The organism is Legionella longbeachae (assembly GCF_004283175.1).
Lineage (GTDB): Bacteria > Pseudomonadota > Gammaproteobacteria > Legionellales > Legionellaceae > Legionella > Legionella longbeachae.
In genome coordinates, this window is sequence record NZ_RXNW01000011.1 from 128,692 (window position 1) to 149,195 (window position 20,504).

Below are 20,504 nucleotides of genomic sequence, written 5' to 3' on the forward strand. Positions count from 1 at the left end.
TCTTCTTGAATCTGATGCAATTGCAGTTCGAGCAATTTATTTTCCTGAGTTTGCTCTTCATTTTTTTTAATTTGTTCCTGGTATTGCTGTTGTATTTGTTCTATTTTTTGCGTGTGATTCGTGTTTTCTTCAAGCCTTTGGATTTCTGCCGTTTGGTGCGCTAATTGATGTTGTAAATCCTGATAAGCTTTATACGCAGCTGATTTGGTTTCAAATCCCATATTATCATGAATAGCAGGAATATGAGCGATACTTTCGAGCTCGTCATAAATAGCCTGAATTGGTCTTGCATGATCTTCTAACAGGAAATGAGTTAATACCGCGCCCACACTTGAAAAACGTTCTTCTTCTGGTACAAATGACAAATGTTCATGAGACAATTTGATGTTAAATTGGGTATTTAATTGATTAATTAAATCAGCTTCATTGTTTGAAATTGCTTCAGGATTTAATAAAAAACAACGCTCTTGATTTCGATAATAAAACCATAATATTTTGGAATAAGTTTGCCTGAGCTGGGCCGACGAAGTTTCCAATGCCTGTTGATTAACGGGCTGCTTACCTAAAATATTATTAATGGCTATTTCAGGAGCACAATAAACAAAAATAAACGCTGCTTCATCTTCTAATAGGATTTCATCCTTATAAACAACTTTTTCCAGTTTGATATTTTCATGATTTGCCAGTAAAGGTTTAAGCAGGTTGTAAATTTCTTTATAGCCTGTTTTTGGGTGTCCCGTTACAATAATTTTTTTCATCAGATCCTTCTTTAAAATTTGGGGAGACTCGAAAATGTCTACTTACTTTAATCATAAAAACATAAACAATCAATAGCATATAAAACGTCTATGTTATGAGTTTCAATGCCATCGACTTAAGCCTCTTAGAGTATCCTTGCGCAAGCATGGGATCTATAGATGATGGTCACCTATCACAACAGCGCAAGGTCTAAAATAGAACAAACCTTGCTGGGAAATTGACTTTGCAGCATACCTTCAAAAGCTCCTTGTTATTACCGGGGGTGATGATCTTCTATCTCTAACCCTGGCAAGAAAGTGCGGAAATGGCAAAAAGCCAATCCCAAAGTTTATTTAACTATTCGGGTGTAAGTCTGCACTGTGATTTTTGCCAGATCGTTTTTAATCGTTGCTTGTATTGTTCACCACAATAGGAAGTACTAAACTGCGTGGTGTCATATGAAGGGGAAACTGATTGATGGTGGTGTCGATTGTATACCTTACGCATTAATACTGCCGCGTGCTCCACATTAGGTTCCGCCCAGCGTTGTCCCTCGGAAAAAAAATATTCCGTAGAAGTAAGTGGCCGTATTTTAAAATCTACTAATTCGGTTTTTTCCTGGGTGCAAAAATCCATATTCCCAGAAAACCCTGTGGTGATCACTTCCATATTAAGCAACATCGCTTCAGCAATACTTCGGCCAAAACCTTCAGATCGATGCAGTGAAACAAAACAGTTACAGCACTTGTACAGGGCTAATACCTCATGTTTACGTAATGATTGTTCGACAAGGTGGATTCGCGAATCGGATAAAATTTGACGTTTGATTTTTCGCCATTGTGGATCATTTGCACGTGCATGGTGGACTTTAATGACCAAGCCGACATCAGTCATTTCTAGGGGGAATGCCTCTATAAAGGCAGCTATAAGTGCGGCAGGATTTTTGCGGGTTAATGTCGAGTTAAAATCAAAGGAAAAGATAAATAGATAAGCATCTTCAGGCAATCGAAAATCCCTTCTGGTGTGCGATGAAATTTTATCAATTTGAACCGGCAAAGGCATTGTTCTGACTTGAACGGGAGCGCGATGGTATGCTTTTGAGGTAAATTGGCTGATACCCCAAATTTCTTGGATACCGTTCCAGGCATGATGCCAACTTTCAGGCCATTCTGGTAATTCCCACGGCCATAAGCCTATATTGTAACGATGATTTAAGATAATTGATCCTTGCTCGCAAATCAAACGGGTATATTCTATGCCTGTCATACAAAAAATATTAATGGCATATTGAGGCCGTTCGCTAAGCCAGTTATCAATAGTATTATCGCATTGGCTTACATCTTTTCCAGGCTTTATATTAACGACACAAAAAGGAATTTGTGCCTCGTGCAATGCATGTGCAAGCATCCTTACATCTTCACCTATCCCCAGTTCTCCATTTGCATATCCAAACAGGTTGACCCCAAACGGATGTAGGGATGTATTGAGAACAATTGTTTGCCGGTTAAGATTAATGTGCCGTATTACTTGAGAAATTTCTGCCAGGGAGGGGGGAGGAGTTATTCGTGCAGGGAGTAATCGCATTATTTTTTTCCAAAAACCCGATAAGACGAAGGCGCTAAATTGAGTCAATAAACTAATTTTAGGTGGCTTTGGTGATAACGCATCAAATTGAATTTGGGATGGTAATCCTCTAAGTACATCTTTATTACTCTTATAAACACACTTGATAACATTTTTTTTCCTATATTTTTTTTTCTTGAGCAAATAACGGAAAAAATTTTGTGATGAACCAAATAAATGCATTAAATAAGCATATTGCCATTGGGGGATTTCGATGAGATAAGTAGTTTGTCTGCCCCCACGCCAGTACCAGGTTGCGACTCTGTTGCGGATAATTGGGCTGCTTAACATAGGCGCGAGGCTAAAACCATTACGAGCTATACCAATAAGATACATGCCTACACAAAAAGTCCCTCCCCATTGATCCATCTTGGTACGGGGGAGCTGTATTGGGGCATATAACTCTGCATCCCATTTATCCAGTTCTCGAAGAATGGCATACTCGCTGCGCCCAAACAAGACACACCAGGCAAGAAAGCGTAGGTAATCTATAGGCCTATTTTTATGAAGTGGGAATTTTTGCTGCAAATGTGGCCGCAAAAGCCAAATGATCAGCATACAGCCATATATTCTTGTCGGTAATTCGAAGGGTAGACTAATTGGCTGTTTGTAATTTTGTAAACCTGAAGTCACAAAGTGGTTTATAGGGTTGTTTAAATCCATTTAAAACGCTCCAATGCATGTGCTACGCAAAAATTTGTGTTTCGAGAAAAAATCGTTAATCACTGTCAAAAAGGTCACGCGTGAACACTTTATCGTGAACATCAGCGAGATCTTTTGTTTTTCGATTTGTAATAATTAGCTCTGCTTCGTTTTTGAAAGCGGATAAATCAGTTACAACCTTTGCTTGACAAAATTCATCTGCATCAAGTAAGGGCTCATAGATGATTACTTTGATATTTTGCTGGTTGATTTGCTCGAGGATGTCAAGAATACTCGAAGAGCGGTAATTGTCAGAATTACTTTTCATAATTAATCGATAGAGGCCGACTACAGCAGGTTTTTTCTGAAGGATTAATTTGGCAATAAAATTCTTGCGAGTGGCATTTGAAGCTATTATAGCCTCGATAAGATTTTGCGGAACATTTTCATAATCGGTGAGTAATTGTTTTGTATCTTTTGGTAAACAATAACCGCCATAACCAAAAGACGGATTCTTATACTGATCTCCGATTCGTGGGTCAAGTACTATCCCTTCTATAATGTCACGACTATTTAGACCAAAGGATAACGCATAATTATCCAGTTCATTGAAGAAAGCAACACGCATGGCCAGATAAGTATTAGAAAACAGCTTGATGGCCTCTGCCTCGTCCGAATCAACCAAAAGCACAGGAATCTCTTTTTTAAGTGCCCCTTCCCGTAATAAATTAGCAAAAAACTGGGCGCGCTCTGAACGTTCGCCTACTATAATCCTTGATGGGTAAAGATTATCGTGTAATGCATGGCCCTCGCGTAAAAACTCCGGAGAGAATATCAAGTTGTTACAATTGAGTTCTTCACGTGCTTTTCTGGTAAAACCAATCGGTACTGTCGATTTAATGATTATAATTGCTCTTGAATTTATCTCCATAATCTCTTTAATAACGGCAATGATTGATTGAGTATTAAAACAATGGGTCGCTGGATCATAATCAGTTGGGATAGAAATCAGGATATACTCTGCATCCAAATAAGCATCTTCTTTGTCAAGTGTACAACGAAAATTCAGGTTTTTATTTTTTAAATAATCTACAATCCCAGGATCCATGATAGGAGACGCTAATTGATTAAGCATTTCCACCCGTTCAGAAACAATATCAAGGGCAACTACTTCATTATTTTGAGCAAGTAGAAGAGCATTTGATAACCCCGTATAGCCGGTTCCTACAACAGCAATTTTCATACTCTCTCCCTTTACGGCGGTATATTGTAGTGTTTTTTTACACAATCAATGATATATCCATTTTTATCTATAATATTGGCAAATCTGCTACAGCTAGTAAATAACCTGAATCAATCAGGATAAATAATAATGTTTTAATATGCCAGATTCCTTTCGAAACTTACTGCAACGCAGCAAGAAAGCGCAGGCACGGAGGTAAAATCGGAGTGTACACTTTATTCTATGAGAATTCGAGCTTCAATGACAGTACTTGACTTGCCAGGTTGCTTCAATTACCCTTTGGATTGTTTAAAGAGGCTAGGTTATTGTTCTTCAATAATATGTTTTTGGATAATTGATAAATCCTCTTGCCTGTAATCTGTGGAAATTTTGACATTAAGGATTGGTGTCGATGAGTAAACGAACTGTATTTTTCTTGAGTTTTTTTCCACGTAAGACAGAAACTTTTATTCACAATGAGCTCATTGGTCTTCTTGAAAAAAATGTTGACTTTAAAGTTATCTCCCTTCTGCGTGCTTCATCTAACTGGGTTCAGAGCGCCTCTTTAAAAGAAATTGTTACTCGTCATTTTTGCTCACTTGGTTATTTAATATGGTTAAAGGGGTTATTTGTCGGGCTCAAAAAGCCACGCATGTTTTTTAGCAATGTGATTTGGATTACTCGCTTAAATCACAAAAATATAATTTATCGTTTAAGAGCTTTTTCCGCATTATTGGTTGCTTATGGGGTACAAAAGTTTGTAGTTCAGGAAAAAATGGAATACATTCATGCCCATTTTGCATCTTATCCTACAGAAATAGCCATGTGTTTGTCACGGATTACGGGTATTCCGTATGGAGCTACTTGGCATGCATTTGATATTTGGCGTGATGGAAATATTCTTGTAGAAAAAATTGCCCATGCGGAACAAATAGTGACGTGTACGCAATATAATCTAAAATATTTACAATCAATTATCCAGCCAACTGGGATTAACAAAAATAAATTAAAATGTATTTATCATGGTGTTGATTTCAGGGATCTTCCTAAATCGGCCAAGATAGCATCGAATTTTCCATTATTAGCAGTAGGGAGACTAATACCCAAGAAAGGTTTTTGTTATTTGCTTGATGCCCTCGGGTTACTTAAACAAAAGGGCATTATAGTGAAACTTAATCTGGTTGGTTTCCAGCGTCCATTTTTAGATCGGATAACCTCAGGCGAAGGTTCAGAGCTTAAACGACTTAAGCACAAAATAAAAGAACATGGATTGCAGAATCAAGTGCAATTATTAAATTATTTACCACATCCGGAAGTTTTAGGCATAATGGGAAAGTCGTATGCCCTAATCATGCCATCCATTCTTGATAAAAAAAATAATATGGATGGCATTCCAAATGTTGTACTTGAAGCCATGGCAATGCAACGCCCTGTTATAGCCAGTAGGCTATCAGGAATTCCTGAAGTGGTGCGAGATTTTAAAACCGGTTTATTAGTCGATCCCGGAAATAGTGAACAATTGGCCAGGGCGATTGAAACCTTACTTCAAGATTTGGAATTGGCAAAAGAATTAGGCCAGGAAGGTTATAAATTTGTTATGCAACATTTTAATTTGCAGAAAACGGTTATGCACTGTTTGCACTGTTTTAGCTGTTCAGAGTCACTCCAACAGGAAGATGCTTATGACGAAGTCAGTGTTGTTTAACTTGCAATTCATACAGTCTAAAAAGTGGGCCGTGTATCACGGTGGCAGTGAAAATGATTTTACCGTTTTGTTGTCTGTTTTAAAGTATATTGGAAATGATCCGGACTGGCATGTTTATGGTTATTATTTACCGGATAAGTCTTTTGTGCATGATATTCAATCCCTGCTGGCGACGTATAGTAATTTTACATTAATCACTGGAAAAGAGTTGCAGGACTTGAGTGTCAACACAGTATTTCAAGGTATTTACTCTAGCGATTTAATGGGATTGGAGTGGCTGCAAAAGTACAATTTAAAAAGTGTTCTTAGCCTTATAGTAATTCATGGGATTCGTCGATATGAGCTCCAGGTTTATCTTCATGACTTATTATTACCTAATCGCCCCAGGGACAAAGTCTTCATTATCAAAAATTATTTTGTACGCTGGTGGATGAAAAAGAATATCGAAAAACAACACCAAAAATTAATATCTCAGCGGCCTGAACACGTACATCTCGTTGCCACTTCTCAAGATACAAAAAACAAAATTCTGGTAATGTGTCCCCAGTTAAAAAATAATGATATTCATACCTTATATACATCTCAAAAAACCCCATGTCCTTCCTCTATTCCATTTCAGATAGAAGAGGAACAGCGTATTTTAAAAAAATTTAATCTTGTGCCTTATAAATATTTTTTGCTCGTCTCTTTAGGAAGATTGGAAAAAAACATCTATTTTGCTCTTAATCATCTTCATCAGACATGCATGAAGCATAATATTCCGTTTGAAACGATTGCTTGCGGAGAGACCAAGAGAAATTTTTTAGTTGATCGTTTAAAGAAAAAAGCGCATATAATAGTGACGGGTTATGTTCCTGAAAAGGAGTTACGGGTACTTTATAAATATGCCTATTTATTTATTTATCCTACTCGCTCTGAAGGATTTGGTATGCCAATTCTTGAGGCTATGGAACATGGTACGCCAGTTTTATGTACTGCTTTGTCGCCGCTGATTGAGGTTGGAGGCGAGGCTGCAGAATATTTTGGGCTAGGTAACTCACTGGAGTTTTGTTCGAAGATTATTAAATTTTATCGCGACCCTGGCTTTTATGAGGAGAAACGTAAGCTTGCCATCGCTCGTTATCAGCAATTATCTAAAATACAACTAACTCATCTGGAAGAGAAAACAAGTCTTATACTGGACAACAGCTATAACCAGGAAAGAGAAAGAATATTGGAAAGAACAATGATATGTTAAGCAAGGAATCGAGGAAAGCTTTAACGGCAAAAGCAAGGAATCTTGCTTTAAATACGGTGCAATTATCACGAGCGAAAAAATTTTGGCCATGGATTGAGCGAAGAGTCCATCATGTAAGAAAGGTTAATCCAATTCTACTATGGACTGTGGTAGTCCCGACCATCATCGCTATTGGCTATTACATATTTTGGGCTTCTGATGTTTATATCTCTGAAGCGAAATTTACGGTTCATAGCTCGAAACAACGCGCTACACCTACCGATTTAGGCTCGTTTCTCATGAATTCAGTGACCTCGAGTTCAGGTGAGGATAGTTTTGCGGTACGTGATTTTATTCTATCACGCGATGCTTTAAGGATCCTTAATAACCGTTATGCTCTTGATAAGCTTTTTAAATCAAGGCAAATCGATTTTTTCAGTCGTTTTGATTCTCTGGGGTTAGATCATAGTTTTGAAGCTTTATATGATTATTATCTGAAGCATGTTGAGATTGATGTGGACAGTGTCTCGGGAATTTCCTTATTAAAAACTCGTGCCTTTACTCCTCAAGATACCTATAAGATCAATAAGATGTTGCTTGAAATGAGCGAGGAGTTCATCAATCAACTCAATTTCAGATCCAGAGAGGATTTGATTCGGTTTGCACGAAATGAACTTATGGATGCAGAAAATAAAGCAAAAATGGCGAAATTGTCCTTATCATCTTTTCAACAAAGAAATGGCGTATTTGATATACAAAGCCAGTCCCAGATGCAATTAGAAGGAATTTCCAGGTTGCAACAAGAGCTTGTTCAAAATGAAAATCAATTATATCACGTAAAGAGTTTAACTCCGAATAACCCTCAAATAGCTTCTTTGGGAAAACGCTCAGAAACGTTAAGAAACGCCATTACCCAAGAAATGGCTAAAATTGCAAGTGAGGATAGCAACTCTTTTACCAGCCAAGCTAAAGAATATCAGCGTTTGATTCTTGATAGAGATTTTGCCGACAAGCAGCTAATCAGTGCCCTTGCTACTTTTGATCATGCCAAGAATGAAGCGTTACGCAAACAGCTTTATCTAGAGCATATCGCACAACCCAATATACCTGATACACCCCTTGAGCCGCATCGATTTAAGATTATCCTTGCTGTTTTTATCTTAGGACTTATGGCTTGGGGCATTTTAACTTTATTGATTGCTAATCTCCGAGAGCATCTTGATTAGAGAGTAACATCTTATGCAAAATGTGCATTTCCTAACAATACAAAAAAGAGTGATTAGTGCTTTGTTATTGCGTGAAATTATCATTCGTTACGGACGTAATAATATTGGTTTTTTATGGTTTGCTCTTGAGCCTATGATGTTTACCCTGGCGGTTACCAGTCTTTGGTCTTTAATGAAGGGAATGCACGCGTCAAATTTGCCAATAACCGCTTTTGCGCTAACAGGCTATGCATCAGTATTATTATGGCGCAATACATCAAGCAGATGCTCCATGGCCATTAAAGCCAATGGAGGATTACTGTACCACTGTTATGTGCAAATTATCCATATATTTTTAGGGCGGATATTAATAGAGATCGCGGGGGCTACCATTTCTTTTGTTGCCCTCTCTATTTTATTTATCAGTATAGGCTGGATGGCACCTCCGGCAGACATTTTGTTAGTAATATTAGGCTGGTTTTTTTTAGCGTGGTTTGGTACAGGGCTTGCTCTTGTAATTGGCTCAATTAGTGAGCGAAATGAGGCCATTGAACGTGTATGGCATACTATTTCCTATGTGCTTTTTCCCTTGTCTGGAGCTGCTTTTATGGTGGACTGGCTCCCACCAGCAGCCCAAAAATTGATTCTCTATTTGCCTATGGTCAATGGTTTGGAACTGCTTCGCCAAGGAGCATTTGGTACCCATGTGCACACTCATTACTCCATTTCTTATCTAATTTTTTCGTGCTCTTTTATCCTGTTAATTGGTTTGGCTATGACAAATGAAGCCAGTCATCATGTAGGTACAGAATGATACACGTTGAGAATTTAACTAAAATCTATTCCTTACGTCATGGTCCTCGCACTGTGATTGACAATATTAGTTTCACGATTCAACCGGGGAAAAAACTTGGAATTCTTGGCCGTAATGGAGCAGGAAAATCAACATTAATTCGTTTAATAAGTGGCGCTGAGCGCCCAACCAAAGGGAAAATTAAACGAGAAATGAGTGTTTCCTGGCCATTAGCCTTTGGGGGGGCTTTTCAAGGTAACCAAAGCGGGCTTGATTGTCTAAAGTTTGTTTGCAGGGTTTATGGACTCAACGCAAAAGAGAAAATTCCTTTTGTCGAAGACTTCACTGAACTCGGGAAATATTTACGGGAACCTATCAAATCTTATTCCTCTGGGATGCGTGCCCGGTTGGCTTTTGCTGTGTCTATGGCTGTAGAGTTTGATTGTTTTCTTATTGATGAAGTAGTGGCTGTAGGCGATAGCCGTTTTCATGATAAATGCCGATTTGAGTTGTTTGAAAAACGTAAAGATCGTAGCTTAATAATCGTATCACATGACTCACGATACATTAAGGACCATTGCGATTCAGCAGCAGTACTGCTTAATGGTAAACTATATGCATTTGAAAATATTGGGGAAGCTTACGAATTTTACAACAAGCAAACTTAAATAAGTTTTTACAGGAGTTAATTTTTAAAGTGATAAAGTTTTCAAAATACCGAACATGTAAAAACCAGGCTAAGGTTACAATACATCGGAAAACGCCAATTTTTTCAAGCTTATTTGCCATCATGATGACCGGTTGTTCGGTGATGCCTTCTAATGGCCCCAGTTACAGTAAAATTGAACGCCAAGGGCAATCACTCTATAACAACATCCAAATCGTAGATGTAAATGAAAATATAACCCAACAACTCTATCGCCACAATCATAAGCCATTATTTTCTGATGTTTTAAAATCCAACTCAGGTAATCGTTATAAAATTGGCGCTGGGGATTTGCTGGAATTGTATGTTTGGGAGGTTCCTCCTGCAACTTTATTTAGTAATACATCGATTGTTCCTGGGGTGCCAACCAGCCAAGTTACAGCTTTACCAGGACAAGTTGTCAATGAAAGGGGAATTATCAGTATTCCTTTTGCAGGCCAAATGCGGGTAACTGGACTTGATTTACAGCAAATCAATAAAAAAATCGAACGTCAACTAAAAGATAAAGCGCATAAACCACAAGTTCTTGCCCGCCTTGCCAATAATGCCTCGTCGAATGTGACTGTAGTAGGTGAAGTGGTTTCAAGCATGCGCATGCCGCTTACTCCCGCTAAGGAGCGGTTGCTGGATGCTCTTGCCGCTGCTCACGGTACAAAGCAGCCCATAGAAAAAACAACCATACAAATTACACGTGGCCCTAAAGTATATTCTTTGCCTTTGGATACGGTGATTCGTGATCCAAGACAAAATATTGTTTTACAATCTGGAGATGTAATAACCGCACTTTTCCAATCCTTAAGTTTCACCGTATTAGGGGCTACAGGAAAACATCAAGAGGTCCCATTTGAAGCCCAAGGTATTTCCCTGGCCCAGGCTTTAGGGCGTGTTGGAGGGCTTGATGACAATCGCGCTAATCCCAAGGGGGTATTTATCTTTCGTTTTGAACCTGTATCAGCTTTAAAAAACTGGCCAAAAAAACCATTAGTTGTTGGCCCTGATGGTAAACTACCCGTTATATATCGTATCGATTTAAAAGATCCTGGAAGTTTATTTTTGGCCCAATCCTTTCCAATCAAAGATCACGATATTTTATATGTATCGAATGCTCCAATTACAGAGGTTCAGAAGTTTTTCAATATGCTGGTTTCTATTTCATCCCCTATATTCTTTGCAACACAGGTTATAAGGGCTTAGGGGGAAATTTTTACTATCGACTATTAGGGCGTGTCACCACGCCCTAATAAAGCTTTGTTAGTAGCCGTATGTCCAGATGAATTTTGACACCAGTAATCCAGTTAAATATCCATCAACCATTTTTAAACACATCAGGATCACTAATACTCGTTACTATAACTGACTCGTTATTGGCTTAATACCCGCAAGCTTTTGGATTGCAAGGCAACGCAAACCGCTCCTGTCATGCTGCTTATTTTACAGCCATTATGGGTAAATAGTTGGATATGAATTTTTAATGATTATGTAGATGTGTGAGTACTTCCTGGGCTGTGTGGCTATGTTTCTCTGTATACCTTTCTCAATTTTCAGGCAAACGGATGAGCTTGTTTCTATCTTTGGGAATGATAAGGTTTTTATTGCTACCAGCAAGCTTGGCATCGATTCACCTGGCGCTGTTCTTTACTTCATCTACAACTTGATGCTGATATTTTATTATGGCTCATTATGGATCCCCCACTTATGAATGACGTGTACAACTTCATTCTGGCTCAACTAAGGACTTTCTTTAAGTGGGGCGCTCCATACCAGTTCGTTAAGTTAATCGCAATCGAGCTCGTTACACAGATTCTATCTGATCGTTTTTTGAGAAAATTGCGTTATAATCTATGCTCACTAATTCCTGCGCTGTTTCTCGACCATATCTATCTTCGAAGCGAATGATGTCATCCTCACCAAGGTAAGCACCAGATTGAATTTCTATAATCTCCAGAGGAATTTTTCCTGGATTTTCCAAAGCATGGACTTGGCCAATTGGGATATAAGTAGACTCATTTTCACTGACCAAATAAGTTTTATCCCCATTAGTTACTTTGGCGGTTCCACGAACAACAATCCAATGTTCGGCCCGGTGATGATGCATTTGCACCGACAGTTTCTTGCCCGGTTTTACGGTAATTCGTTTAACCTGATAGCGATGGCCGTTATCAATAGAATCGAACTGGCCCCAGGGGCGGAATACTTCACGGTGGTTTACATGTTCGGATCGGTTTTTATCTTTTAAATAGGATACCAAATGCTTGACTGATTGGACTTGTTCTTTCTTCACAACCAGTACCGCATCAGCGGTTTCAATAATGGCAATATTATCCAACCCAACAGTTGCAACCAGTCGATTTTCTGCCTTAATGAGGCAATTTGAAGAATTATGAGTTAACACATCACCCTGCACTACATTTCCATGCTCATCTTTTTCTCCAATGTCCCATACAGTTGACCAGGAACCAACATCACTCCAACCCGCATCAAGCTCAACAACAGCAGCATGGGACGTTTTTTCCATCACGGCATAGTCAATTGAATTACTTGGGCAAGTTTTAAATTTTGCTTTATCAATTCTTAAGAAATCCATATCTTGCCGCCTTTTTTCAAAAGCAGCTTTACAGGCATTAAAAATTTCGGGAGAAAACTTTTCTATTTCTTGCAGATAAACACTGGCTCGAAACATAAAAATGCCACTGTTCCAAAAATAAGTTTGTGCATTTATGAGTTTTGTGGCGGTCTCTTGATCAGGTTTTTCTATAAATTGATTCACAAGGTAGGCATGAGATGCTAATTGTTCGCCTCGATGTATATATCCATAGCCTGTCTCCGGATAGGTAGGTTTAATACCAAAGGTCAGGAGTTTATTTTTTTCGGCAAGATCTTTTGCTATATGTATTGAGTGATAAAATGCAGTAGTATCTTTAATTAGATGATCCGCTGCCAGTACTAATAAAATAGGATCGTCACCCTGTAAACTGACTTGCAAAGCAGCTAATGTCAATGCCGGGGCAGTATTTCTGCCAAATGGTTCCAAAATAATGGAACAATTACCGCTTTCAATTTGTCTGAGTTGTTCGGCAACCAAGAAACGATGCTCTTCATTACAGATAAAAAGAGGGGCGTGACAATTCAAATTATCTAATCGCAAGACCGTTTGTTGCAGCAATGAATATTGGCCATCTAAATTTAAAAACTGCTTGGGGTATAGCTCGCGAGATAATGGCCATAAACGAGTGCCATTTCCCCCTGCCATGATGACTGGTTGTAGCATTTTTTATTTCCTTATGAGAATACCACTTCCGTAAAGAGGCTAAAAATATAGTTTAAGAGTTATTTATTCTATGAAGCAACTATGTAAAAGTAAAGCCATTTTTGTTTCATATACCTATCGATTATTCATTGATGCATGTGGTCTTAGGTACCAAGCTGAAAACCCACGATTAAATCAAGCATCGGTTTGTGGCTAACAAATTCCAGGGATGCACAAAGGCTCACTTTCTTAGGAGCCGTGGGATAGCTTTAACCCAATTATAGCAATGATGATTAAGCCAATGCAGCCAATGCGTATGAAAGAAGTGGGTTCCCCAAGAAAATAAATGCCATAAATAACTGCGCCAACTGCCCCTATCCCTGTCCAAATTGCATAAGCTGTGCCAATAGGTAATGTTTTTAAGGATTGGGCAAGGAATGCAAAACTTAACACCATGGCAACAAGGGTTATCAGTGAAGGATAAAGCTTGGAAAAACCTTCAGTATCTTTTAATTTTACTGCCCATACTACTTCCAAAAGTCCCGCTAGAAATAAATAGATCCATGCCATATTGTTCCTTAACTCATGTGTATGATCTGGAAAAAACTATTCTCTTTCGAATCCTGTTTTTTTTCCAGGGTAAATAGAATGAGAGAAATGTCATTATATTTTAGGCGCGGTGCCAACAAAATATGCTTGCTTCTCTATATTAGGCTCGTTCAATGGATGGGGTTTGGGTGTTAAAAGATCATTTTTAAGCGCAATAATCGAATAAAAGCCCTATTTCACATTGGGTGACCTAACGTTAAGTAATAAGATATCACCTTGAAAGATTATTTGTAAGCCTTTAAAAAATTTTTGGAAAATTCTCTATTGGGTAAGAACTCAAATAGAGACACTATATTTCAGGATATGCGAATGACTAAATTGCATAGCAGGGTTTCCAGGAGGTGGGGGTAAATGGTCAACACGCTTAGTTTATTTCACAAAATAAATTGCATCATAGATACTTGCGAACATTAAACGTTTTTAAGCGCTTGTTTTTCGTTCTAAAATTATCTGGGGTATTTTAAAGCAGTGTAAAAAATTCAAATATTTTGATTAATAATGCAGCACTAAGTGTTATAATTTGTGAATCTTAATTAACAAACTGTATGACGTATGGCCACAATTAAAGATCTCATGGTTGCTATTGATAATTATTTATCAAATCCAAAGCTAAATAATCTTGTACTATTTGATAGTATATTGAATGAATTATCAAAAAATGAGGTTCAACGATCCGAACTAAAATTAATGATAGAACAAGAAAAATGGCTGGTCCAATTGTCGAAGGCTCAAAAAGATGGCCGCATTAAGTCTATCTTGGATATTTTTAAGAAGCATGACTTTAAAATCCCGACTGGGGCAGAGCCAACATCAAATTTATTACCCTTTTATGTTCATCCCAAAAATAGGGCAGATTTAAGACTTAAGGATTTTATCGCCCATCCACAGGTATCGACTTGGGATGAAGTATATTCCGATCATAAACCCCAACTTGTTAGTTGTACTACGGAAAAAGGTAATACACTTGACTTAGTGACTTATAATGTTGCATTAACCGGTCCCTTAATGGTTAATAATATTCGTGATAAAGATAATACGGTGCAAAGCAGTTTATGGAAGGGGGTTGTGGAAACAAAATATAATCTTAATAGCTTTAAAGAAGCAAACGAATCACAAAGTGAGGATGCCAAGGAAATAATGGTTCGAATGCATGCTGAGCGAGAACAAAGGCTCATTAGAACGTTAAAAAATCAAGCAATGTCGGGAAAGCCAATTCTTTTATTACAGGAAACTTCCGAAGATTTTGCTAATAAATTAAAAAAAGAATTAGGGGATGGTTGGGGGCTTATATTTTCGGGTAATGGTAAAAATATTGCAACTTTATGGGATATGGGCAAGCTTACTTTAGCTGATGAGCAAAATGAAGAAAATCCTAAAAATACAATAAGCTCAACAAATTTTAACTATCAAGGTGAGGCCATTACTATCTCCAATGGTCATATCCCTCATGCAACTACTGCTGAAGAGGGTGAGCCGGTTGTAATTGAAACGTTACAGGACACTACAAATCATTTTTTTTGTGGTGATTTTAATCGCCGTCTTCCACCTCTTGATGATGGATTTCATCATAATGGTACTGGAAATAACAATTTTAATTCACTTGAAGAATATGATTGTACGGATGGCGGCTTTACATTTAGAGATGGGCAAATAGTCCGATTGGGATCAAAAATCATCGATGAGCAAACAGGCCATATTGCCAACCGGCGCGACGTAACGGTTGCTGAAGCTTTGGCAAGTGATACTTTTCAAGAATGTATTTTTCCTAAAAATTATTATCTGGATGGATACCATGAAAAAATTTCCAGATTGAACATTGAGATGGATTCAATGTCACTTGAGAAAAATATTTATAATGTGTCTCGAGTAACCATTAAATCCAAAAAAAATATCATTAATGAACTTGCAAAAGAGTTTCCATACCTGGAAGAAACAAAAAATAGTAAAGGAGAATTTACTTATGTAATTTATACCAGCCCTTATGTGATGCAGGCTAAATTAATCAATGAATTGAATCAAAATCCGAATAAAAATATTGACCCTTTACTTAAGGCAACGAATCAAGCTTTAGACTCTAACTCAAGATCTTCTTTAAAGCAGCAAGCGCTTAATGATTTTAAAGCGGCCACGGGGGCAATGGTTGCTTCAAAAAATAAAAGCAGCATCGCATTTAAAATACTATCTGTCGTTGCAGCTGTTGCAACTGTAGCGCTGATTGCTTCTGCAATACTCTTCTTGCCTCCCTTAGGTATTGCTGCTGGAGTTACTGCATTAATCGCTGCTGGATTTGCTGCAAAAGGTGTATCAGATGGAAAAAAAGCAAAGCAGATCACAGCGGCAATAACTGCTGGCGAACTGCTAATCAACAGGCAAATCGAACAAGAGAGGCAGCAAAGGACGATGAAACCACTAGATGTTGATTCTCCATCTGAGCGTAAAAAAGCAGAGGAGCAAATTAAAGCTTCAAAAAATGAAAGACTATTATTAGCAACTGGGGTATCTAATCAAGCCCAAATGATACAGCAATTAATGGCCAAAGATAAGAAAATGTCTGTTTCCAAAGAAGAGAAACTTGCCCGAATTCATGAAAAAACTAAAGGTGAATTACGAAATGAGGGGGCTACCCAGGAGCAAATTGAAAATGCTCTAGCAAAATTTACTATGGATACTCCCGATCATTTGATTAATTTAGCCTACCAATCTACATTAAGTAATGTATCTAGACCAATATTTGATGCGTATGACAGTGACGCTGAAATTAATATGAGGTGGGGGGCTCTCAGTAAAGAACAATGGGACAATATGTCCATACTCGAAGAGCATTTAGATAAACGGGATTATAAGCAAGCGGCAGGAGTTTTAAAAAAACTTCCGCCCGATATACGTCAAAACATAGGGATGTATTTTAAACCGGGATCGTTAACTTTAGAAAGTTTAAAACTTGCTATGTTAGATAAAACATTTAGAGATGCAAGAGTCAGTAGGGATGTTGAATTACAGGGAACACAACAGCAAGAGAATACTTCAGAAATAAATCTAAAACGAGAGGAGCCCTCAAGCTTACCCAAAGGCTTAATTTAAACAAATACTTAGGGGCTGTTGGCAGGTGAGAACTCTTTTAATTTTTCCAACCAACAGCTTTGACTGACAGATGGCATATTTTTTAAAGTCTTTCTCATTGGTCTTGCTAAAACACTTATTGCTCAATTAAGGTTTTAATATAAAAAACAGGATGGTTTGGAAGTTAGCGCCATCCATAATCGCTGCTGCCATATTCTTCACCAACACCCACATTCTGCGTGTTAGGATTTGTTGTTTTTGCACAAGAGCAAAGAAGGAGTGTGGATCCTAAAAAATAGATAATTATAGTAATTTTTTTGTATATTTTAATCGCAGTCATTACTTTTCCCTGTTCACAAACTAAAGATATTGACAATTACCTCTCTAACCCTATGAGAGAAAATATCCTATAAAAACAATTATATTCCAAGGTTCAGGATACAACATCGCTGGATAAGCTTCAATTGCATAAATCCAAGCTCAGGGTTTGGAACAAGAATTTGGATAATTGTTTTAAAAGGATAGGAGTGTGTTGGCAATCAGTATCCTAAGGGTATGCACTTTAACACGGGGGTCAGGTGCTAATGGTCATTACCCCTTTTCGAACCCCGAGTTTTTTGCATGGAGTATACAAATAGGTTAAAGGGGGCAGATTAGTTTTTTAGAATAAGTTAGAATAATCATCTCATAGAACCAATCCTTTTAAGACACCTCTCTTTATAAACAGATTTGACTCAATGACTATGAAAAATAGACGCGATGAAAAAACAATGCTGAATCTCATTGTCCAGGCAGCAAAAAATGATAAAAGAATTAGAGCAGTGATTATGAACGGCTCAAGAGCAAGCCCGTCTGCAAAAAAAGATATTTTTCAAGATTATGATATCGTATATTTAGTCACAGATGTAGAACCCTTTGTTGATGATAAAAACTGGGTACGGCATTTTGGTGAGTTACTCATCATGCAAATGCCTGAGGAAATGGATGGGAACTGGCCTAGGTCTAAAGACAAATATGTTTATTTAATGCAATTTAAAGATTGGAATAGAATAGATCTCACGTTATTGCATATCAATCGCCTAAAAACCATGCCTCGGGACAGTCAAAGTATTTTACTACTTGATAAAGATCAGTTGATTGAGTCTTTTGATCCATCAGATAATGATTATTTACCAAAACCGCCTACAGCAAAGGATTATTTTGATTGTTGTAATGAATTTTTATGGGTAAGCACTTATGTAGCCAAGGGGCTTTGGAGAAAACAGATCACCTACACAAAACATGTTTCAGAGCAGGTATTAAAAGAAGAGCTCATTCGGATGTTAACCTGGTATATAGGAATCCAAACTGGTTTTAATAAATCGTTAGGCGTTTATGGAAAATATATTGAAAACTATCTTGAGCCCAAAGTATGGCAAACTTTTTTACAGACCTATGTTGATGCAGATTTTAAAAATATGTGGGCCTCATTATTCAAAATGTGTGAACTGTTTTATGATTTGGCAATCAAAGTATCACATTATTTTGGTTTCCCTTTTAATGGAGATGAATTTGAGAATGTGATGGCCTATTTACATGAAGTTAAAGATAACATGTATCAACATGAATGATTGCTTCATTGTAAAAAATAGAATCTATTTGGTGGATGCTGATAAATTGATTTTTAAAAGCTGTTGACAGCATTGCAAAAATGTTTTACGTCTAGTAAAACCTTAACTGAATTTTTATGTAATACACTGAAAATACACTCCTTTAATTTAGGGAAGGGGGGCTGTTGGCAATTTGATTTAGATCAAAGCGATCAATAAACCCTATAAATTCTAACTTTTTAATGAGATCAACTCACTATGTATTTTATAAGACTCATATTTTTATTGTCTGTGGTGAATATAGCTTTTGCAAGTCCATGGTTTACCGGGCCTTTGCTCGCGCCAGCAGGTAAAACAATACCCCTGGGGCATGTTAATATTGAGCCTTATGGTTTTTTTACTGGCTATCCTAAAGGCTATAGAAATATTGAGGGGGTTCCAATTATTAGTGTGGGAATTGCTAGTTTTTTAGACTTACAAACCTCTATTCCTTATGATTATAGTTGGGTTAATGGTGTACATGGGAACGGTATAGGCGACTACAGTTTGGCTTTAGGAATGCAGGTCTTGCGACAACAAGACAACTCTTGGCTTCCTGATTTGCGTTTTGTGGTACAGGAAGTTTTTCCTACGGGACGTTACGAAAATTTAGATCCTAAGAAGCTGGGTACAGATCAGACGGGCTTAGGTGCTTTTCAAACACTGTTTGGGTTTAATTTCCAAAAGTTGATGCAGTTAAAAAACGAACATTTTTTACGTACGCGATTGAGCCTGGTTGGCGTAAAGTTCAGCGATGTTATTGTCCACGGTTCAAATGTTTTCGGTGGAGGGTCTAAAACCCAAGGCAGGGTAAGACTTAAAAATGCATATTCTGTTGACTTTGCTATTGAATATACATTAAACCAAAATTGGGTACCTGTTTTTGAAGTATTGTATGCACATAGCCCAGAAAGTCAATTTGAGGGTAGCCCTGGTTTCACTCCTGGAGGTACTGCAACAGCGGGTGTAGGGGGAGGCGCTAATGATCAAGTTTCATTTGCCCCCGCCCTTGAATATAATTTTACCTCAAACTTGGGTGTTATTGGTGGAGTATGGTTTTCTGTAACCGGGCCTAATTCCTCTAAATTCGTATCTGGAGTTTTTGCAATTAACTATTTCATTTAGGGAAAAGACTTCAGATTTGTTTTGGTTGGTTCTGATAGGGTATTTAAATTAATCCTTTGGATTTCTTGGGTAATTTGGCCAAAAGAATCAACGTAGCCAATGGCAATTACAGATGATTGCGAGAGAATTTTGGGAAAGTTATAGGATTGAATAAGTTGGGACATTTCCTGTTGAAATTGTTTTGCCTGGATTGGATCGATGAAATGTTTTGCCATTAATGTAAAATGAGGGTTGTATTCAAAAAATACATTTGGACTACCATAGCGTAAAAAAGCTTTTCTTTTGTCAGGCATTGATGTTGTCCAACCTGGTGTTGGCGCCTTGAAATTACGCAACTCAGTTAATTCCATAGTTATTTGGTCACTTAATCGCTGTAATTCAGGATTGTGGCCATTGGCTTGATTTGAATTGTCAACATCCAACATCACATATCCCCCAACGACAACGAGCTGGGTTGTTTTAATTTGGATTGGATGCCAGTGCCTCGCTATTTTGGAAACCCGTTTTTGGAGTTCATTGATATGCTCTTCAGGGTAATCTGCTAAAAATAAGGTAATATGTAAGGGATGATGAGATAAAAAAGGCTCGATGTGATAACGAGTTAGAAATTTATTTTTTTTTAAATAAATATTAAATTCTTCAATAGATTTGGAGAGATTTGGGGCATCAAAAAGTAAATAGACATTCACTTTCTGGGCATATGTATAAAATGTTACCAAGAACAAGATAAAAATTTTGATTATTAATTTCATTTTTTACCCTAAGTTACGGAGTTATGGATAAGAAAGAGAATTATGCCTTCAGCTCGTTCTGGCCGAGGAATGCTCGTATTAAGGTTTCATGACGATGCTGATGCATTTCCTCAGTCCTGCTGGAGCCGGGTAGACTCTGGTTCTAATAAAATTCTTATCCATAACTGACGTTAAGTTATTATGCTATAACGGGCTCAAGAGTCTCGAAAAAATACTTTATATAAAAATTTAAT

Annotated in this window: 15 protein-coding genes and 1 pseudogene; 9 read left to right on the forward strand and 7 right to left on the reverse strand. The window is 37.6% G+C overall.

Annotation, left to right across the window (positions count from 1 at the left end; all coding sequences use genetic code 11):
* From EKG34_RS12355 to EKG34_RS12365, 3 genes and pseudogenes are all read right to left on the reverse strand, one after another.
* Nucleotides 1–758: pseudogene (locus EKG34_RS12355) on the reverse strand (hypothetical protein); the annotation flags it as partial.
* A 337-nt stretch (nucleotides 759–1,095) separates the two neighbouring features.
* Nucleotides 1,096–3,024: a glycosyltransferase gene (locus EKG34_RS12360; RefSeq protein WP_003634472.1), complete on the reverse strand. Its 1,929-nt coding sequence runs from the start codon at nucleotides 3,022–3,024 to the stop codon at nucleotides 1,096–1,098.
* Nucleotides 3,025–3,079: 55 nt separating this feature from the next.
* Nucleotides 3,080–4,246 carry a nucleotide sugar dehydrogenase gene (locus EKG34_RS12365; protein WP_003634473.1) on the reverse strand — a complete coding sequence of 389 codons (1,167 nt, stop codon included), beginning with the start codon at nucleotides 4,244–4,246 and terminating at the stop codon, nucleotides 3,080–3,082.
* A 391-nt stretch (nucleotides 4,247–4,637) separates the two neighbouring features.
* Between EKG34_RS12365 and EKG34_RS12370 the strand changes: the two genes are divergently transcribed.
* The 6 genes from EKG34_RS12370 to EKG34_RS12395 are packed head-to-tail and all read left to right on the forward strand — an operon-like array spanning nucleotide 4,638 to nucleotide 11,044.
* Nucleotides 4,638–5,930, forward strand: coding sequence for a glycosyltransferase family 4 protein (locus EKG34_RS12370; protein WP_012979500.1), 1,293 nt, complete (start codon nucleotides 4,638–4,640; stop codon nucleotides 5,928–5,930).
* Nucleotides 5,908–7,167 (forward strand): glycosyltransferase, encoded by a 1,260-nt coding sequence (locus EKG34_RS12375; RefSeq protein ID WP_080619934.1) that lies wholly within the window; start codon nucleotides 5,908–5,910, stop codon nucleotides 7,165–7,167. The genes EKG34_RS12370 and EKG34_RS12375 overlap by 23 nt, the downstream gene beginning before the upstream one ends.
* Nucleotides 7,161–8,372, forward strand: coding sequence for a KpsE/RkpR family capsule polysaccharide export protein (locus tag EKG34_RS12380; RefSeq protein WP_003634479.1), 1,212 nt, complete (start codon nucleotides 7,161–7,163; stop codon nucleotides 8,370–8,372). Before EKG34_RS12375 ends, EKG34_RS12380 begins: the two co-directional genes overlap by 7 nt.
* A gap of 13 nt (nucleotides 8,373–8,385) precedes the next feature.
* Nucleotides 8,386–9,165, forward strand: coding sequence for an ABC transporter permease (locus EKG34_RS12385; RefSeq protein ID WP_003634481.1), 780 nt, complete (start codon nucleotides 8,386–8,388; stop codon nucleotides 9,163–9,165).
* Nucleotides 9,162–9,812, forward strand: coding sequence for an ABC transporter ATP-binding protein (locus tag EKG34_RS12390; protein WP_003634483.1), 651 nt, complete (start codon nucleotides 9,162–9,164; stop codon nucleotides 9,810–9,812). The genes EKG34_RS12385 and EKG34_RS12390 overlap by 4 nt, the downstream gene beginning before the upstream one ends.
* Nucleotides 9,813–9,841: 29 nt before the next feature.
* Nucleotides 9,842–11,044, forward strand: a complete 1,203-nt coding sequence (locus EKG34_RS12395; RefSeq protein ID WP_202795531.1) for a polysaccharide biosynthesis/export family protein — start codon at nucleotides 9,842–9,844, stop codon at nucleotides 11,042–11,044.
* A gap of 598 nt (nucleotides 11,045–11,642) precedes the next feature.
* Here EKG34_RS12395 and EKG34_RS12400 read toward each other — a convergent pair.
* Both EKG34_RS12400 and sugE read right to left on the reverse strand, forming a co-directional pair.
* Entirely contained in the window at nucleotides 11,643–13,118 is a 1,476-nt protein-coding gene (locus tag EKG34_RS12400) for a mannose-1-phosphate guanylyltransferase/mannose-6-phosphate isomerase (RefSeq protein ID WP_003634487.1), read from the reverse strand.
* 228 nt (nucleotides 13,119–13,346) lie between these two features.
* A complete protein-coding gene (sugE, locus tag EKG34_RS12405) occupies nucleotides 13,347–13,667 on the reverse strand; it encodes a quaternary ammonium compound efflux SMR transporter SugE (RefSeq protein WP_003634490.1) in 321 nt (106 codons plus the stop codon).
* A 591-nt stretch (nucleotides 13,668–14,258) separates the two neighbouring features.
* On the opposite strand from sugE, the gene EKG34_RS12410 reads away from it, so the two are divergent.
* Complete coding sequence (locus tag EKG34_RS12410; protein WP_080619935.1) at nucleotides 14,259–16,787, forward strand: exonuclease/endonuclease/phosphatase family protein; 2,529 nt, start codon at nucleotides 14,259–14,261, stop codon at nucleotides 16,785–16,787.
* Between the two features lie 163 nt (nucleotides 16,788–16,950).
* On the opposite strand, the gene EKG34_RS18250 is transcribed toward EKG34_RS12410, so the two are convergent.
* The gene (locus tag EKG34_RS18250) at nucleotides 16,951–17,106 is read right to left on the reverse strand and encodes a hypothetical protein (protein WP_003634496.1); all 156 of its coding nucleotides are present in this window, start codon (nucleotides 17,104–17,106) and stop codon (nucleotides 16,951–16,953) included.
* A gap of 403 nt (nucleotides 17,107–17,509) precedes the next feature.
* Between EKG34_RS18250 and EKG34_RS12415 the strand changes: the two genes are divergently transcribed.
* Together EKG34_RS12415 and EKG34_RS12420 are read left to right on the forward strand one after the other, a co-directional pair.
* Nucleotides 17,510–18,376, forward strand: coding sequence for an aminoglycoside 6-adenylyltransferase (locus EKG34_RS12415; protein WP_080619983.1), 867 nt, complete (start codon nucleotides 17,510–17,512; stop codon nucleotides 18,374–18,376).
* A gap of 237 nt (nucleotides 18,377–18,613) precedes the next feature.
* Nucleotides 18,614–19,519, forward strand: coding sequence for a hypothetical protein (locus tag EKG34_RS12420; protein WP_003634503.1), 906 nt, complete (start codon nucleotides 18,614–18,616; stop codon nucleotides 19,517–19,519).
* Here the strand turns inward: EKG34_RS12420 and EKG34_RS12425 are convergent.
* Complete coding sequence (locus EKG34_RS12425) at nucleotides 19,516–20,271, reverse strand: 2'-5' RNA ligase family protein (protein ID WP_080619936.1); 756 nt, start codon at nucleotides 20,269–20,271, stop codon at nucleotides 19,516–19,518. The genes EKG34_RS12420 and EKG34_RS12425 overlap by 4 nt on opposite strands.
* Between the last annotated feature and the right edge of the window lie 233 nt (nucleotides 20,272–20,504).

What these genes read in the sequence shown, in the direction of transcription:
- EKG34_RS12360 (WP_003634472.1), bottom strand. Translation starts at nt 3,024, where the DNA reads ATGGATTTAAACAACCCTATAAACCACTTTGTGACTTCAGGTTTACAA.
- EKG34_RS12370 (WP_012979500.1), top strand. Translation starts at nt 4,638, where the DNA reads ATGAGTAAACGAACTGTATTTTTCTTGAGTTTTTTTCCACGTAAGACA.
- EKG34_RS12410 (WP_080619935.1), top strand. Translation starts at nt 14,259, where the DNA reads ATGGCCACAATTAAAGATCTCATGGTTGCTATTGATAATTATTTATCA.
- EKG34_RS12375 (WP_080619934.1), top strand. Translation starts at nt 5,908, where the DNA reads ATGACGAAGTCAGTGTTGTTTAACTTGCAATTCATACAGTCTAAAAAG.
- EKG34_RS12420 (WP_003634503.1), top strand. Translation starts at nt 18,614, where the DNA reads ATGTATTTTATAAGACTCATATTTTTATTGTCTGTGGTGAATATAGCT.
- EKG34_RS12400 (WP_003634487.1), bottom strand. Translation starts at nt 13,118, where the DNA reads ATGCTACAACCAGTCATCATGGCAGGGGGAAATGGCACTCGTTTATGG.
- EKG34_RS18250 (WP_003634496.1), bottom strand. Translation starts at nt 17,106, where the DNA reads ATGACTGCGATTAAAATATACAAAAAAATTACTATAATTATCTATTTT.
- sugE (WP_003634490.1), bottom strand. Translation starts at nt 13,667, where the DNA reads ATGGCATGGATCTATTTATTTCTAGCGGGACTTTTGGAAGTAGTATGG.
- EKG34_RS12385 (WP_003634481.1), top strand. Translation starts at nt 8,386, where the DNA reads ATGCAAAATGTGCATTTCCTAACAATACAAAAAAGAGTGATTAGTGCT.
- EKG34_RS12390 (WP_003634483.1), top strand. Translation starts at nt 9,162, where the DNA reads ATGATACACGTTGAGAATTTAACTAAAATCTATTCCTTACGTCATGGT.
- EKG34_RS12425 (WP_080619936.1), bottom strand. Translation starts at nt 20,271, where the DNA reads ATGAAATTAATAATCAAAATTTTTATCTTGTTCTTGGTAACATTTTAT.
- EKG34_RS12415 (WP_080619983.1), top strand. Translation starts at nt 17,510, where the DNA reads ATGAAAAATAGACGCGATGAAAAAACAATGCTGAATCTCATTGTCCAG.
- EKG34_RS12380 (WP_003634479.1), top strand. Translation starts at nt 7,161, where the DNA reads ATGTTAAGCAAGGAATCGAGGAAAGCTTTAACGGCAAAAGCAAGGAAT.
- EKG34_RS12365 (WP_003634473.1), bottom strand. Translation starts at nt 4,246, where the DNA reads ATGAAAATTGCTGTTGTAGGAACCGGCTATACGGGGTTATCAAATGCT.